This is a genomic window from Microcoleus sp. B4-C1 (assembly GCF_036705285.1).
Classification (GTDB): domain Bacteria; phylum Cyanobacteriota; class Cyanobacteriia; order Cyanobacteriales; family Microcoleaceae; genus Microcoleus.
Genome location: NZ_JAUBUC010000034.1, coordinates 53,186 through 68,840, shown reverse-complemented (window position 1 = coordinate 68,840; position 15,655 = coordinate 53,186). Strand labels below are relative to the sequence as shown.

The 15,655-nt window shown below is 44.0% G+C and carries 15 protein-coding genes and 3 pseudogenes; 14 read left to right on the top strand and 4 right to left on the bottom strand.

Going from position 1 to position 15,655, the window contains the following annotated elements; genetic code table 11:
• The coding region (locus QUB26_RS15660; RefSeq protein ID WP_333242166.1) for a zinc ribbon domain-containing protein at nt 1-240 on the top strand (240 nt) is incomplete at its 5' end.
• Between the two features lie 306 nt (nt 241-546).
• Here QUB26_RS15660 and QUB26_RS15655 read toward each other — a convergent pair.
• Complete coding sequence (locus QUB26_RS15655) at nt 547-2,448, bottom strand: ATP-binding protein (protein ID WP_333242163.1); 1,902 nt, start codon at nt 2,446-2,448, stop codon at nt 547-549.
• Between the two features lie 545 nt (nt 2,449-2,993).
• The gene (locus tag QUB26_RS15650; RefSeq protein ID WP_333051858.1) at nt 2,994-3,221 is read right to left on the bottom strand and encodes a hypothetical protein; all 228 of its coding nucleotides are present in this window, start codon (nt 3,219-3,221) and stop codon (nt 2,994-2,996) included.
• Between the two features lie 328 nt (nt 3,222-3,549).
• Here QUB26_RS15650 and lepA point away from each other — a divergent pair, with 328 nt between their 5' ends.
• The 3 genes from lepA to QUB26_RS15635 are packed head-to-tail and all read left to right on the top strand — an operon-like array spanning nt 3,550 to nt 5,922.
• On the top strand, nt 3,550-5,364 hold the full coding sequence (lepA, locus tag QUB26_RS15645; protein WP_333318731.1) for a translation elongation factor 4: 1,815 nt from the start codon (nt 3,550-3,552) through the stop codon (nt 5,362-5,364).
• 38 nt (nt 5,365-5,402) lie between these two features.
• Nucleotides 5,403-5,534, top strand: a complete 132-nt coding sequence (locus tag QUB26_RS15640; RefSeq protein WP_333242172.1) for a type II toxin-antitoxin system HigB family toxin — start codon at nt 5,403-5,405, stop codon at nt 5,532-5,534.
• Nucleotides 5,518-5,922: a transcriptional regulator gene (locus tag QUB26_RS15635; RefSeq protein WP_333318729.1), complete on the top strand. Its 405-nt coding sequence runs from the start codon at nt 5,518-5,520 to the stop codon at nt 5,920-5,922. The genes QUB26_RS15640 and QUB26_RS15635 overlap by 17 nt, the downstream gene beginning before the upstream one ends.
• A gap of 106 nt (nt 5,923-6,028) precedes the next feature.
• Here the strand turns inward: QUB26_RS15635 and QUB26_RS15630 are convergent, their stop codons facing one another.
• Entirely contained in the window at nt 6,029-6,577 is a 549-nt protein-coding gene (locus QUB26_RS15630) for a hypothetical protein (protein ID WP_333242155.1), read from the bottom strand.
• A 70-nt stretch (nt 6,578-6,647) separates the two neighbouring features.
• Between QUB26_RS15630 and QUB26_RS15625 the strand changes: the two genes are divergently transcribed.
• Together QUB26_RS15625 and QUB26_RS15620 are read left to right on the top strand one after the other, a co-directional pair.
• A complete protein-coding gene (locus tag QUB26_RS15625; RefSeq protein ID WP_333242152.1) occupies nt 6,648-7,019 on the top strand; it encodes a hypothetical protein in 372 nt (123 codons plus the stop codon).
• Nucleotides 6,988-7,443 (top strand): DUF7689 domain-containing protein, encoded by a 456-nt coding sequence (locus tag QUB26_RS15620; RefSeq protein ID WP_333242149.1) that lies wholly within the window; start codon nt 6,988-6,990, stop codon nt 7,441-7,443. The genes QUB26_RS15625 and QUB26_RS15620 overlap by 32 nt, the downstream gene beginning before the upstream one ends.
• Before the next feature lie 340 nt (nt 7,444-7,783).
• Here QUB26_RS15620 and QUB26_RS15615 read toward each other — a convergent pair whose 3' ends face one another.
• The gene (locus QUB26_RS15615) at nt 7,784-9,022 is read right to left on the bottom strand and encodes a hypothetical protein (protein ID WP_333318727.1); all 1,239 of its coding nucleotides are present in this window, start codon (nt 9,020-9,022) and stop codon (nt 7,784-7,786) included.
• A gap of 508 nt (nt 9,023-9,530) precedes the next feature.
• On the opposite strand from QUB26_RS15615, the gene QUB26_RS15610 reads away from it, so the two are divergent.
• The 8 genes and pseudogenes from QUB26_RS15610 (at nt 9,531) to QUB26_RS15580 (ending at nt 15,641) form a co-directional block, all read left to right on the top strand.
• On the top strand, nt 9,531-10,019 hold the full coding sequence (locus QUB26_RS15610) for a helix-turn-helix domain-containing protein (protein ID WP_333318725.1): 489 nt from the start codon (nt 9,531-9,533) through the stop codon (nt 10,017-10,019).
• A 138-nt stretch (nt 10,020-10,157) separates the two neighbouring features.
• Nucleotides 10,158-10,280, top strand: a complete 123-nt coding sequence (locus QUB26_RS15605; RefSeq protein WP_333318723.1) for a hypothetical protein — start codon at nt 10,158-10,160, stop codon at nt 10,278-10,280.
• 17 nt (nt 10,281-10,297) lie between these two features.
• Entirely contained in the window at nt 10,298-10,609 is a 312-nt protein-coding gene (locus QUB26_RS15600) for a DUF433 domain-containing protein (RefSeq protein WP_333104155.1), read from the top strand.
• A 117-nt stretch (nt 10,610-10,726) separates the two neighbouring features.
• A complete protein-coding gene (locus tag QUB26_RS32010; protein ID WP_333055764.1) occupies nt 10,727-11,008 on the top strand; it encodes a DUF5615 family PIN-like protein in 282 nt (93 codons plus the stop codon).
• Between the two features lie 737 nt (nt 11,009-11,745).
• Nucleotides 11,746-12,264 (top strand): annotated as a pseudogene (locus QUB26_RS15595) (GDP-mannose 4,6-dehydratase); the annotation flags it as partial.
• Nucleotides 12,247-13,602 (top strand): annotated as a pseudogene (locus QUB26_RS15590) (LAGLIDADG family homing endonuclease); the annotation flags it as partial. The pseudogenes QUB26_RS15595 and QUB26_RS15590, both read left to right, overlap by 18 nt.
• Nucleotides 13,603-14,031: pseudogene (locus tag QUB26_RS15585) on the top strand (GDP-mannose 4,6-dehydratase); the annotation flags it as partial.
• Nucleotides 14,032-14,252: 221 nt separating this feature from the next.
• Entirely contained in the window at nt 14,253-15,641 is a 1,389-nt protein-coding gene (locus QUB26_RS15580; RefSeq protein WP_333055756.1) for a UDP-glucose/GDP-mannose dehydrogenase family protein, read from the top strand.
• Nucleotides 15,642-15,655: the final 14 nt, after the last annotated feature.

Here is a 15,655-nt window from a genome sequence, read left to right as displayed (position 1 = left end):
TCCCGCCCGTCCAAAAAGGACGGGCGGGACGCCCATCCCACAATAACAATTAAAATTGTAAGTTATTTAATTCGCAATCCTAAGAGTGGCTTGAATAAATCCCTGCTTGATGCTGCTCATGGGCAATTCGCTAGCGTCCTAAAATATGTCGCATGGAAATTGGGTAAAAGCGTTTTGTTTGTTGATCCGAAGGGAACTTCTCAAAATTGCTGGAACTGCCTAAATAAAGTTCCGAAATAATTATCGGAGCGGTGGCATTCTTGTCTGTGTGGAGAATCTTTGGATCGAGATGAAAACTCAGCTAAACTTAGGAATGAGAATTAAATAACTTGCATTTTTTGTAGGTTGGGTTGAGGGACGAAACCCAACGCCACGCTTGATTGTTGGGTTTCGTTCCTCAACCCAACCTACGAAGTTATTTAATCCACGATCCTTATTAGAAAGATTGGTCTGAGTTACGAAAGTGGCGGGGGAACTCCGTCACTCAAAAAAGCATGAGCAAAAAAGGAAAAAGAAGCCTGCGGTCTAACTGTACCCAGTTGACCGTCAGGTTAGTTCACATAGTGGTTCTTGATAAAGCGGGACAGTAAAAGTAACAGTCGCTCCCAGCCCTTCTCCCATACTGTAAAAATTTACTGTACCCCCCATTGCTTCTACCAGTTTTTGAGAAATAGCCAATCCCAAACCGGTGCCGCCGTATTGCCTGGTACGATCGCCATCCACCTGAAAAAACGACTCAAATAATTTATCTTGCTTGTCGAGAGAAACCCCAATGCCAGTATCAGCGACTCGGATTTTCACCATTCCGGGGAACTGCTGGTTGTGAACAGTCACCTTTTTCTTAATAACCTCGGCACTGATGCGAATTCCCCCTTCCCCAGTAAATTTAATCGCATTGCCCGTGAGGTTCAAGATTACTTGAAGCAGGCGTTGGTAGTTGCCATACACAATAATCTCGTCCTCCACAGGGGGTTTTTGGATTTGAAATTGCAATCGCTTTTGCTCGACTTGAACCCGTGTAAAATCCTCAACTTGTTGCAACAGTTCACCGAGTTTGACGGGAGCGAGGTCTAACTCCATTTTGCCAGCTTCGATTTTAGCGACATCCAAAATATCGTTAATCACATTGAACAAATGTACTGCTGATCGGTAAGCTTCTTCGATAAATTGGTGCGCTTCTTCCGGGTCATCTGCCATGCCGTCCATAAGCAGTTTTAGGAAGCCGAGGATGCCGTTGAGGGGGGTGCGGAGTTCGTGAGAAGTATTAGCAAGAAATTGACTTTTAAGTTGGGAAAGAGCTACGGCTTCGGCGCGAGCGTGTTCTAATTCTTGGTAAAGTGTAGCGTGGGCGATCGCACTGCCGACTTGAGCGACTAACTCGCGGGCGAATTCGAGTTCGACAGGACTCCATTTCGGAGAATTGCCGCAGCGGTGCAAACATATCAGTGCATTGGGTTGGTCTTCATAGGAGGTAGCTGCTACGAGCACGGAATGGCGGTGGAAGGGATCGGTGGCGGGGGAGGCGTAATCGACTGCTACTGGTTTTAAGGTGGCTAAAGTTTGAATCCACCCTGGCTGTTCGGCTGCGCGCAGTTCTACTCCCAGCATAGAAGAGTAAGCTTCTTGGCGGTATTCAGCTACTACTTTAAAAGTTTTCGATTGGAGATTTTCGATTTGAGTTGGGGAAAGCGGGGGCGAGGGGTAGCTAGCTATTGACTGTTGTAATTCGGCTGCTGAGGCGGTCGATTTTTGCTGTTTTTCGGAGGCGAGGAAGGGGGATGTTTCGAGATTTTCGCTGTCTTTTTTGTAGGAACAGATGATGCAGCGACTCGCGTTTAAAACTTGACCCAAGCTGTTAACAGTTTGCTGCCAAATGGTGGCTAAATCGAGGGTTTTGTGCAGGTTTTGAGCGATTTGCGAGATGATTTTACGGTCGATTTCGGAGTAGGGAGGGAGCGATCGACCGGGGATACGGCTCGCTGGAAGCGACATTCGTTGGCGGGCGTCCAAGAGGGATGGCAAAGCTCGATAGAGCATGAATTCTGGGGAGTCTGGCCGTCTGTCTGTGGGTTTGTCAGACAGCAGCCTTCCCATAACTAAGACTTTTGTAGCTTTGCCGTTTGAGTCGATCGCCGGAGTGAGTGTCAAATCGAAGAGAAAATATTGTCCGGCGTGGGAAAATGGATAGCTGAACCTTTGCGGTACGAGGGTTTCGAGCGCCCGCCGCAGGATATCGAGATAAGGCGCAGGGGGGATGGGTTGCAGGGTTTCGCTGAGGGGGCGATCGACAATTTGTTCTGCTGTAAGGTTGTACTGCTCGGCTTTTTGCCAGTAAAAAGATAGATATCTACCCCTTGCGTCTTGGGTAAATACTAATTCTGCCCCTAACTCTTGAAAAAAAACTGTAGAGGCGAGGCTCGATCGCCGAAAATCTGTGTTAGAGTCCATCAGAGTAGGGGATGAAAGTAGTTCGGATTTTGGAGTCTTGAGTTTTGAATAAATATCTCAATACTCCCCATTGTTTGATGCTTCTACTGTTAATTTTTGAGTTATTAATCAATTAAAAAGTTGTTGGCTTTTTAATTAAAACATTTATCGCTCAAAACTCACAATTAGCACAAATTTTAGGCTTCTATTATTGAGTATTGAGTGATTAATGAACTCAGAAAACATTTATTATTTAATTCTGAACTCAACTCAAAACTAAAAACTATTCGTTCTCAGCCGTTTTGGGTAATTTAAAGATAAAAATTAAGATTGAGAAATTAGGAATCTGCACCGATTAACTATCAAATGTGAAAATTACGCCAAAATATGAGGCTGCGAACCACCACCTCGAATAGTTCCGAGGTTGTGATTTAGCCGAGTTCACTCGCCCACCACTTGTAGCTTTCGCCGCGAAATCTGCAGGATCTCGCCCGCGCGATCGAAATTTCATTGCCAGAAACTTTACAGCCTGCAGATTTGCGCGCGCCGTCTGGGGCGAGAGTACCTCAGTCGTTCCACTCACCGCGGGGCGGGACTGGGGGGTTGCGGCGTAAACTCAGAGCCAGCTCGTCTTCGCGGCGCTCGCCTCTGAGCCACTGCTTGATTGCTGTTTCAATGACTTTGCTGGGGTCATTCGTCAAGTGCTTAATTTGGTCTAGCAGTTCAGGATCGATATGGATGGACAGTTCGACTTTTTCTGACGAACTGTGGGATGGTATTCTTGATTCGCTCATAGTTAAAAAATCCTAGTTTTAATTCTTAAGTTTCAATTCTTTTGATGACAACCGACTGGACTAGATATTGGCAGTCCCTGATTTGCACCCAACCTTTCCTCAACCGCTTAACCGCTTTCTGTACAATGAGAGAGAGAAAAGTTTTTTCCTTTTGGGTGTCCGGCCTCGATCGGACACTTGAAAGGCTAATAACTGATACTCTTGAGGTTTGCCTCAGTTGTGGTTTCATCTCAATCCCCAGTAAGAGGTTGAAGTAAGCACTCTACTCTTGCTTGTGTAATCATACAACAAAAAGTATCCTTTGCCGATTAGCTCTTCGATAAAAAACATGACTAACGTCCCTGTATCTCGCATTCGTAATTTTTCGATTATTGCTCACATCGACCACGGAAAATCGACCTTGGCCGATCGCCTGTTGCAGGCGACTGGGACTGTGCAGGCACGGGAGATGAAGGAGCAGTTTTTAGACAATATGGATCTCGAACGCGAACGCGGCATTACGATCAAGCTGCAAGCGGCTCGGATGAATTATACTGCCAAGGACGGTCAGGAGTACGTGCTGAATCTGATCGACACTCCGGGACACGTGGACTTTTCTTACGAGGTGTCGCGATCGCTCGCTGCTTGCGAAGGGGCGCTGCTGGTGGTAGACGCATCTCAAGGCGTGGAAGCACAAACCCTCGCAAATGTCTACCTTGCCTTGGGACACAATCTGGAAATTATTCCAGTTTTAAATAAAATTGACCTGCCGGGGGCAGAACCGGAACGGGTAAAAGGGGAAATTGAAGAAATTATCGGTCTGGACTGTAGCGGGGCGATTGAGGCTTCGGCTAAGGAAGGAATTGGTATAGATGAGATTTTGGAGTCGATCGTCGAATTGGTGCCGCCGCCGCAGGATACTGTTGACAAACCGCTGCGGGCGCTAATTTTTGACAGTTATTACGACCCTTATCGCGGGGTAATTGTGTATTTCCGGGTGATGGACGGAAGTGTCAAAAAGGGCGATCGAGTTTTGTTGATGGTTTCGGGTAAGGAATATGTCATCGATGAATTGGGCATCCTTTCACCGACTCAAGTTCCAGTAGACGAACTGCACGCCGGGGAAGTCGGTTATCTGGGCGCGGCAATTAAAGCCGTAGCTGATGCTCGCGTCGGCGATACGATTACTTTGGTCAAAAAGCCTGCACCGGAGCCTTGGCCGGGTTATACAGAAGCAAAACCGATGGTTTTTTGCGGCTTGTTCCCGATCGATGCTGACCAATTTCCAGATTTGCGGGAAGCTTTAGAAAAACTCGAACTCAACGATGCGGCGCTTTCTTACGAACCGGAAACTTCGAGTGCGATGGGATTTGGTTTCCGCTGCGGTTTCTTGGGTTTGCTGCACATGGAAATTGTGCAAGAAAGACTGGAGAGAGAATACAATTTGGATTTGATTGTTACGGCTCCTTCTGTGGTTTATCAAATCACAACAATTAAAGGAGAAGTGTTAACAATTGACAATCCCAGCCACTTGCCAGATCCTCAGTATCGCGAGAAAATTGAGGAACCTTATGTGCGGGTAGAAATGCTGTCGCCGGAAACTTATGTGGGCGCGCTGATGGAACTATCTCAAAGTCGGCGGGGCATTTTTATGGATATGAAGTATCTGAGTCAAGGCCGAACTACGCTGGTTTATGAGTTGCCTTTGGCGGAGGTGGTGACTGACTTTTTTGACCAGATGAAATCGCGATCGCGCGGTTATGCGAGCATGGAGTATCACCTCATCGGTTATCGCGAAAATCCGTTGGTGAAAATGGACATTTTAATTAATGGCGATCCGGTTGATGCTTTGGCGATGATCGTACACCGGGATAAGGCTTATAATGTGGGCCGCGGATTGACTGAAAAACTCAAGGAGTTGATTCCTCGTCATCAATTTAAGGTTCCCATTCAAGCAACAATTGGCGCGAAGGTGATTGCTTCGGAACACATTCCGGCTTTGCGGAAGGATGTGTTGGCGAAGTGTTACGGTGGCGATATTTCGCGGAAGAAGAAGTTGCTGCAAAAGCAGGCGAAGGGTAAGAAGCGGATGAAGTCTGTGGGTACTGTGGATGTGCCGCAGGAGGCTTTTATGGCTGTGCTGAAGCTCGATCGAGATTCGTAATCTGTGTGTAGGGATTTTGTTGGGAACAGGCAAGATGCCTGTTCCACCTGGGTAATAATTATCGATTAATAGTTAGTATTGATTATGAAAGCCAATTAATTTATATCAAATATATTCTCACCCATGCTGAGTATGATAAGGAGAAATGGAAAAATGACCCTTACTTTTAATCCAGATAAATACAAAGAGTTATTGTCTCTGTATCAGCCGAAAATAATTAGAAATGAAGCGGATAATGAGAAGGCTCTGGCTATTGTGGAAGAGTTAATGCACCAGCGCGATCGAACTCCTGAAGAAGACGAGTTATATGAATTGCTGATTGCATTAATTGAAAAATTTGAGCAAGAATACTATGCACCGGGAGCCACAGCTACTCCTAATTCAATATTGCTGTTTTTGATGGAACAAAGAGAGTTACAAGCTGCGGATTTGGTGGGAGTTATGGGGTCTGAAAAAAGAGTGTATGAAGTGGTTAATGGGGAGCGAGATATTGGTCAAGAGCTGGCGTTGATTTTGGGTAGTTTTTTTCATGTAGAGCCGAGTTTGTTCTGTAATTAAGGGAAGTAAGATTAAGGGCGATTCCCTACGGAATAGCTACGCTCGCGCACACTTTTGGAGATGAAGGGCGATCGCACTTTTGGACAGGTCGGGCGATCGTACTTAATTAACAAATAGCCGAAGCAGGCGCAATTTCGCGGAGTGGCATCAGGAATTCTTGCTTTTCTTCACGGGTGATATAGCCGCCATTGAGAGCCATTTCTATGAGTTGTTCGACAAATCCCTTTAACTCTGTTATAACTTGAGTTTTATTCAGTTCAAAGTGTTGATTTCTGGATTTTAGGGTAAACTGGTTTGGAGATAAATATCCAAATTCTTTGAAATTACAGCTAATTTTATCGTTGGTTAATGGCTGCAATTCAAGAGTAAGGCACACACTTTCAACAAATTCTATTTTGATTGGTTTCCCTTGGGATAACTCACTAATTTTTTTGGGGAGTTCATCTTCTAGGAGCATACAGATATCGGGGTCTAAAAAAACTTTTAGTTTTTCTTCACCAATTTCTATTGATACTGGGCGATCGCATTCAAAGCAAAATAGTTTCAGCCCTAATTCAAAATGCGAAAGTTCTCCTAATGAGTCATCTGGTGCGTCAGCATATTGTTCGCCAGTAGGTTCTTCTAGGTGGATTGTAAAATTGATATAGTTATTCATCTCGATCGCTCCTCTATGGTATAATCTAAAAAATAGTAATATTTTCAGGAACCTGCGAGGTGTGAACCTGATGGAAAAAACCTACAATTTTTCTGGGCTAAATGATACTTTCTCATACCCCATTTGGGAAACAGCAGAGATAGAAGTAACTTTTTTAGAGCTGGCAGAACAATGGCGGCGCGAAACAGGTATGATGTCCTTAGTTACTAAAATGTCAATGCACCCAGCATACCAAAGAATTATCGGTATGGGTCAAGCTGTTGTTCCCCTGATTCTGCGAGAATTAGAGCAAGAACCGGATCATTGGTTTTGGGCATTGCAAGCGATTACAGGTGCTAATCCTGTTGAATCAGAACAGCGTGGCAGGCTCAAACAAATGGCAGAGGCGTGGATACAGTGGGGCAGAGAAAATGGCTATAGATGGCAAGCTGGAACAGTATAAAGAAGATGAATTTCCTCACCTAGCTGCTACGGGGTATCGCATCACTAGCCCAGCAACACGCGCTTACAATTGTTTTGCTTGGGCTGCTGGTGAAGATGACCGTTGGTGGAATCCTCTAGAACCAAACAGTCCCTATTATTGGCCTGATGGTGTTCCTGCAGAGTTAACGATCGCTGCTTTTATTCAAGCTTATCAAACGGTGGGATTCCAACCTTGTGAAAGTTCTGATTTTGAATCGGGTTTTGAGAAGATAGCAATATATGCTACTCCTGACGGGGAACCAACCCACGCGGCCCGACAATTAACTAATGGCAAGTGGACGAGTAAATTGGGTCGTTGGGAAGATATTGAGCATGAACTAGACGGGTTGACAAGTGAGATGTACGGTTCTGTGAAGCAAATTTTAAAACGATCGATTGAATAAAAGAGTTTATTAGCTGGATGTATTTTTAAGGCAAAAGCGATCGCACTTTTGGACATGAAGGGCGATCGCACTTGACCAAAGAAATTGATTGAGATCAACTAAAATCTAGTTTAATAGTCCTGGACGATGGGGGCCCAGAAACCGGGTTTTTTTACGAAATACTTGGTTACACACCGTAAATTCGGTAAAAAACCCGGTTTCTTTGAGTGAGATTAAGGGCGATCGCTCTTTTGGAGATTAAGGGCGATCGCTCTTTTGGAGATTAAGGGCGATCACTCTTTTGGAGATTAAGGGCGATCGCAGTTATCGCTCTCCGAGAATTGCTCTTTCCTTATACCGCTCAAGCCTCAGAAAGACTAGGCAATATGACAGCAGTTTGAGCAACGATTTTGTCGAAAACTGTTTTTTGTGATAAGCTGTCCTTCGAGCAAATCTTGACTTTTTCTAGTAAAGATGAATAATCCTCTTCGGAAGTTATTGGACTAGCCATTCCTTTGAGCTTGGCTTCATAGAACTGGCAAGCTGTATAGCCTACTAGATTGAATACGAATACATTAGTGGAAGCGCTAATTGTCCAGTTAGCAATTGGAGTATGTTTGAACAAAAATCCTAGACCTAGTTGGGTAGCTTCTGTACCACTAAGAGCGAGACTAAAAATTCCTAAAAGTTCTGTTTGACGTGCTGGATCGTCGATATCGTCAAATCCATACACAACTGAAATCTGATAGCAAAGTTCTACCAATAGTAAGCTGCTATTATAAAAATCAACTAATGCTGTAGCTGGTGCAGCTAAACCACCACTTATTATCGTGGCTCCCACACCCAATGCTGCTACCGCTGTTGAAAAAATTGCTTTTTCCTGAATGAGACGATTGGCAATCTGGCTAGGTTTTTCGCTAGGATAAACTGCTTTTAGCTTTTTAACAGTATCCTTAGCTTTATCCAGGTCAACGCCTTGGGTAAGATTATAGAATAGGCGATCGCGCCAAGTTGTATCCCATAAAGTCATTATTGTATTCCTGAGAGAGGCTGGTATCTTACCTACTCCCTTAGTTGCTTCATTAAGCAAATCAGATACCTTTTTAGTTGTATCTCCTACCCCTCCTCCTACAGTTTGAGTCCCTTTTTCTATTGTTATTTGACAATCTTTCAAGAAGCTCTTTAATATTTCAATGTCTTTGGCTGATTTTTTGTCAAGAGCTTTTTTAGCGTCGATCACAAAATTCAGCAAGCCCATGATACTTTCTGCCGCCGATTGATTGGGTGTTGAAGCTTTATCTACTTTTCCGCCCCTGATACTTTCTGCCGCCGGTTGATTGGGTGTTGGAGCTTTATCTACTTTTTCGCCCAGATTTGATGGGTTCTCATCTAGCTTACAGAACTTTATCTTTGGTTCACATCCCAAGGCAGTGTGAACTTTATTAACAATCAAATTCCACTCTTCATCGTTGGGTTCTTGATAACCTTGAAGAGTCACCTCCCTTCCTTTGACTGTTGCAGAAATCGAACCGCCTGTATAAGCCCATCGGGGATAAAGGGCTATGTGTATCTTCGATACATATTGTTGATCTGAATTCATTGCTAAAAATCCTTGACGATGAATATCTGTTTCTTAGGAAATATAGGCAATTAATGCTAATAATTGACAAGGAAAGTTATCTGACGGATTCAATAGCCCTCCTCGGTTTGACTTTTTCCTCAGTTTAGTGAGATCGCTTTAAGCAGAGCTAGGCGCTTTGGGGGATGAGGAGGCGATAAACGGTTACGCAACACTTCTGGGGTATCATCAGTACGCCCCTCTTTGATAGCCCGTTTTTTCAGTCGTTCGACTAAAACGTTCTCCGGCACCTCAAAACTAATCACACAGTTAAGCGAGAAATTTACCAAAGTTCAGCCCTACCCCCCTGTCGGGTTGCTAACTGTAGTCAGTTACGGCTAAAAAGCCATCCCACAAAGGTTTTGACTTTTAAATTTCATTACTTGCGCTTTAGCATTCACTTATCATACGCTAGTTGAGTCTGGCAATAAACTGACATTCATCAGGAATTATGTTAGAATTCCATCAGGAAATTTAGAGACACCCATCTATGGCATCCACAAACAATTGCTTCGTCGAGGCAGAAAGCCGCTGGGACTTAAAAACTCTGTACTCGGACTTGGCCGCCGTTAAGGGAAAGCCTCTCACCCCCGTAGAAAAGCTGCATCTGCGGGGGTTGCTTTGTGGATTCAGTCCCGCTGAAATCGCCGAAAAGCTGCAAAAGAATCCCAAGGGTGTTGAAACTGACCTGTGTGCCACTATTTATAAATACGTTAAAGCCTTTGTGGGTAAAGGCATTGAAAAGATAGAAAACTGGAGAAATATTGCGGAATGGCTTGACGATGCTGGATATAAAACTCAGTCGTCTGCTAAATTTCCAGTCAAAGATTTATTACCTGAAAATTGTGTTGTTAATGTAACGAATATAAATATAGATAAAAATCAAATAGTATTTTTTATTAACCTGCGAATACCAACCTCACCAGATTCAGAACTCTCAATACAAAATCTAGACATCAACGATAACAACGCTAACTAAAATTTGGCCACAATTCAACAGATTGGTAGGGTGAAGCGACTCAAATCAGGAAGCGCGATCGCACCTTTACCCGATCGCGCGGGGCGATCGCACTTCTCTTGTGCTAGGATTCAATGAGAGCGTCAGTCACTAAAAAACATGGCAATAATTACCCTTCAAATTCCCCACGAACTGGCTCAACGTCTAGAACCTCTGCAAAATCGCTTGCCCGAACTGCTTTGGCAACTTCTAGAACTCACTAAAAAGCCCGCAACTCTTTGAGATTTTGGCGATCGATTATGACCATCAAAGAACAACTTCTCCAAACCATTGAAACACTGCCTGATGACTTGCTAGCACAAACCCTACAATTCATCCAAACCCTTCAGAATCCCATTCACAAAACTCCAGGAATTTGTGGCGGTGCAGCGCGAATTCGCGATACCCGCATTCCCGTCTGGACGATTATCGCCTACCAACAACAGGGCGCAACTGAATCCGAACTTCTCTATAATTATCCAGGACTCACCCTTCAAGATTTGCAAGCGGTTGCGAACTATTACGAACACAACCGAGAAGAAATCGAGCTGTGGCTTGCTGAAAATGAGTAACTAAAAATGCTAAAGTTTTACTCAAATGAAAACTTCCCGATCGCACTGGTTGATTTACTGCGAGCGCGTGGCTATGATGTTTTGACATCCTAGGGCGCCGGACAAGCCAATCAAAAAATTCCCGATGATGAAGTCTTGATGTACGCGACAAATGCAGGGCGAGTAGTCATTACAGAAAATCGTCAAGATTTCATCAATCTCCATTCTACAACCTCAAATCATGCAGGAATTGTAATTTGTAAAGCGGATCGAGACTATGCAGGCAAAGTGCAGGTACTTCATGAATTTTTCACCCAAGATACACAGCCAATGGATAATCGTCTGCTTCGGGTGATGAAACAGAATCTTAAAGGTAGTCAACAGACATTTATACTTCAGGAATACCCAAAGTCTTCTTAAAAATAATCGTGACTTTAACTGCTGCTGAGATTCCACCGCGATCGGATAGCGATACTGTATAATTCTAATTACCGTCGTCGCAGTTAGTCGATCGCGACTAAGGCCAAATAAACCGGGTTTCTCGGAAAAATATTTGCTTGCTCAACTTTATCTACGAATAAACAAGGTTTCTAGCCTCTGACCAAGAATTTCAAAGGTGGTACCCGCCACGTGATTTATCCGTGGAATCAATCCAAAATCTAAAATCTAAAATCAGAAGAGCCCCCGCATTTATCTCGCGCAAGTCAATCTAAAATCTAAAATCTAAAATCTAAAATCGATTGACGCGCGTCAGCCCTGTTTACATAAACTGGATTAACCTATTCTCAAACAAGCCCGTGAAGCGTAGCCATACCTAGGGAATCAGCCTTTTCTTAGATAACTCAAGACAGAAGCGATCGCCTCACCAATCACCACAAACAAACAATTAATACCTATTAACTCAAAAGTGAATTATTGTCAACAGTATTTTTGCGAAAATATTGAAGCTTTACTAAAAATTGCTAGCTGACATTTGCGAATTATAGCACTTTGTTCAAAGTATTGGCAAATGCTAAGTTAATTAAAGATTTAATAAAGGTGACGCATAAGTGTTTACATCGTCGATCGCAATTTTGTTATTCTATTAGTAAGTTTCATTCGAGCGACTGAATTTTTGTACTCCAGTCCTACCCCTAAACAGAACGGCAGTTTCCACAATGAGAATTTTAGTCACAGGCGGCGCGGGTTTCCTCGGTTCCCACCTAATCGATCGCTTAATGGCCCAAGGACATGAGGTAGTCTGCCTGGATAATTTCTACACCGGGACTAAACGCAATATCCTCAAATGGCTGGACAACCCGTATTTTGAGCTGATCCGCCACGACATCACGGAACCGATTCGGTTAGAGGTAGATCAGATTTACCATCTGGCTTGTCCCGCTTCCCCTATACACTATCAGTACAACCCTGTCAAGACAATTAAAACAAACGTCATCGGCACGATGAATATGTTGGGATTGGCTAAACGGGTAAAAGCAAGATTCTTTCTCGCTTCCACTTCCGAAGTGTACGGAGATCCTGACGTACATCCGCAAACAGAAGATTATCGCGGCAACGTTAATTGTATCGGGATTAGATCGTGTTACGACGAAGGGAAGCGAGTAGCTGAAACCTTATCTTTTGATTACCACCGTCAAAATGGTGTAGACATTCGAGTTGTGCGAATTTTTAACAGTTTGACAGGCGATCAAAAAGTTCTCTATTACAAAGGAGATCGACTTTATTACGAAACATTTGAGGAATGCTACAGCCGGATCGGAGGTGACATATCAAATGTTTCAGTTCCTTGCTTTGACGAACAGGGAAAAATGCGCTTAAAACCAATCTCGGCAATTTGGAAACACAAAGTGACGAAGAAAGGGTATAAAATTGCAACAACCTGGGGCAAACAAGTAAAAATTACTGAAGACCACAGTTTGTTTACTCGCGACAGCCAAGGGTTGCCTCAAGCCGTATTTGGCAAAGACTTAAAGGTTGGGGATGATGTAGCTGTTCCCAGTTACATTCCTTTTATCGATCGTCCCTTGGAACCTTTTTACATCAGCGATAAAGTTAATGCACCAGGGCTGTGGGTAATCAGCGAGGATGCGATCGCATACTTAGAAAAATTCCGAGAGCAGATATATGGATATTTCGCTCGAAAAGGAATCAGCAATCGCCAATACTTCAGCACCATCAAAAAATACGAAGCCGGCAACAAAATTCCCTGGCAACTTTGGCAAGAATTGGGATTACCTTTGACACAAAAAGACAAAATATCTGGCTATCAATCCGTCAAAGCAATCAACAATTACATCAAAAATGTCAGTGATTTCCTGTGGTTTTTGGGATTTTACTTAGCAGAAGGCTGTTTGGTTCATACAGAAAAAGACCGCCAGCTCGTATTTAGCTCAAATGTCAAATATCTGGAAAAGCTGATCCGGGTGACGCGAGAGTTATTTGGCTGCGAGTGTGAAATCAGATTTGACAAAGAGGAGAAAAGAGCGCCATCCGTTAACGTCAGGTCAAAAATAATTGTCGATCTAGTTGTCAATATTTTGGGGTTTGGCAAAGAATTAAGCACCAAAAAAGATATACCCAATTGGATTTTGCAACTTCCCAAAGAACAGTTAGTTCACTTTTTACACGGTTTCTGGGAAGGCGACGGGAATCACGACGCGAAAACAACGGGTTCGCTGCTAGTGTTTAACAGTTCCAGCCAAAAAATTATTGAAAAACTGGTGCTAATTCTAGCTAAATTCGGGATAGTTGGAAGTGTGTCGGAATTCGAGACAACAGTGCGAAAAGGAGACAGCAAAAAATACAAGTCTTACCGGATAACGGTTCAAGGGTTGGACGAGTACAGCATTCTCAATCTGGCTAATGCTAAACAAAAACTGCAAGCTCAAATCACAGGGGATTTAGCTTGGGCAAAAGTTAAAGCCATAGAAGAGTTTGAAATCGATGAGGATGTATACGACTTTTCTGTTCCCGACGGAGAGAATTTTGTAGGCGGTACTTACTGCGTTTGCTGTCATAATACCTATGGCCCCCGGATGTTGGAAAATGACGGCAGAGTAGTCAGCAATTTTATTGCTCAAGCTTTGCGGAATCAACCGCTGACAGTATACGGCGACGGTTCCCAAACACGTAGTTTTTGCTACGTTTCTGATTTGGTGGAAGGATTTATTCGTTTGATGAATAGCGACAAAATCGGGCCGATGAATTTGGGGAATCCCGGCGAATACACTATATTGGAACTGGCACAAAAAATTCAAAACACGATTAATCCAGGGGCAGAAATTATCTTTAAACCGCTGCCGGAAGACGATCCAAAACAGCGACAACCGGATATTACTCGTGCTAAAACTTGGTTGGGGTGGGAGCCAACTGTGCCGCTGGATCAAGGTTTAGAGTTGACTATAAAGGATTTTCGCGATCGCATCGAGGGAAACCAAAAGTAGAGAGTGGGGATTTGTAGGGGCAAAACCCCTGTGGTTGGCCCTGAAATTGGTAGGGGCAAACCCCCCGTGGTTGCCCTCTAGGGGTAGGCACGGGGAGTAGGGGTAGCACTACCCCTACAAGCTGTTTTTTCCTTCTCTCCTAGATAACTAAAGCCTTCTCCCTTCTTCCTTCTTGTTTCAACATCCCATCTAATTTATTTACTAGCTTTGAGGAGATTTCTATGCAGGTTTGTGTCATCGGTACAGGATATGTTGGCTTAGTCACCGGCACTTGTTTGGCCCACATCGGCCACCACGTGATTTGCGTAGACAACAACGAAGAAAAAGTTAAATTAATGAAGTCGGGACAGTCGCCTATTTTTGAACCTGGACTGTCTGAATTAATGTCCTCTGCATCTGCATCTGGCAATCTAGAATTTACTTCGGATTTAGCAGCGGGAGTGTCTCACGGGGATATTTTGTTTATTGCGGTGGGGACGCCTCCTTTGCCTACTGGGGAAAGCGATACTCGCTACGTGGAAGCGGTTGCTCGGGGAATAGGAGCTCACCTCGATGGCGATTACAAAGTCATTGTTAATAAATCTACTGTGCCCATCGGTTCCGGGGACTGGGTGCGAAGAATTGTACTAGACGGTTTAGCAGAACGTCAAAAACCTCACAGCGGTGATGAGGTTACTGGTGAGGAAGTAGCCGCAAACAAAGGTGTTCAATTTGATGTGGTTAGCAACCCGGAGTTTTTGCGGGAGGGCTGTGCTGTTTTTGATACTTTTAATCCCGATCGCATTGTTCTCGGTAGCAACTCTCGGCGGGCTATGGATATGATGCTACAGTTATATCGGCCGATTGTCGATCGCAAGTTTGCAGAAAATCAGTCTTTGCCGGAAGTTCCTGTGGTGATGACTGATATCAGTTCAGCGGAGATGATTAAGTACGCAGCTAATGCTTTTTTGGCTACGAAGATTAGCTTTATTAATGAAGTTGCTAATATTTGCGATCGTGTCGGTGCAGATGTTAGTCAAGTGTCCCGAGGTATCGGTTTAGATTCACGGATTGGCAACAAGTTTCTGCAAGCTGGCATTGGTTGGGGCGGTTCCTGTTTCCCCAAAGATGTCTCGGCTTTAGTTCACACTGCTGACGATTACGGCTACGAGGCGCATTTGCTGAAAGCGGCAGTGGAAGTTAACCAACGCCAGCGGTTCATTGCTATTGAAAAGTTACAGCACGTTTTGAAGATTCTCAAAGGTAAAACTGTCGGACTTTTGGGTTTGACTTTCAAGCCGGATACTGACGATTTGCGGGATGCCCCAGCGCTGATTTTAATCGAGAATTTGAATCGGTTGGGAGCGAAAGTTAAAGCTTACGATCCGATTGTTTCTCAAACTGGGATGCGTCACGGTTTGTCGGGAGTTTTGGTAGAAACTGACCCGGAAAGGTTGGCCGACGGTTGCGATGCTTTGGTGTTGGTGACTGACTGGGAACAGTTTCGCAATTTAGATTACGATAAAATGGCGAAGTTGATGAATCATCCGGTGATGATTGATGGCCGCAATTTCTTAGACAAGAAGGCTTTAGAAGCGGCTGGTTTCCAATATGTGGGGATTGGAAGGTAAAGAAGAGTTTTGAT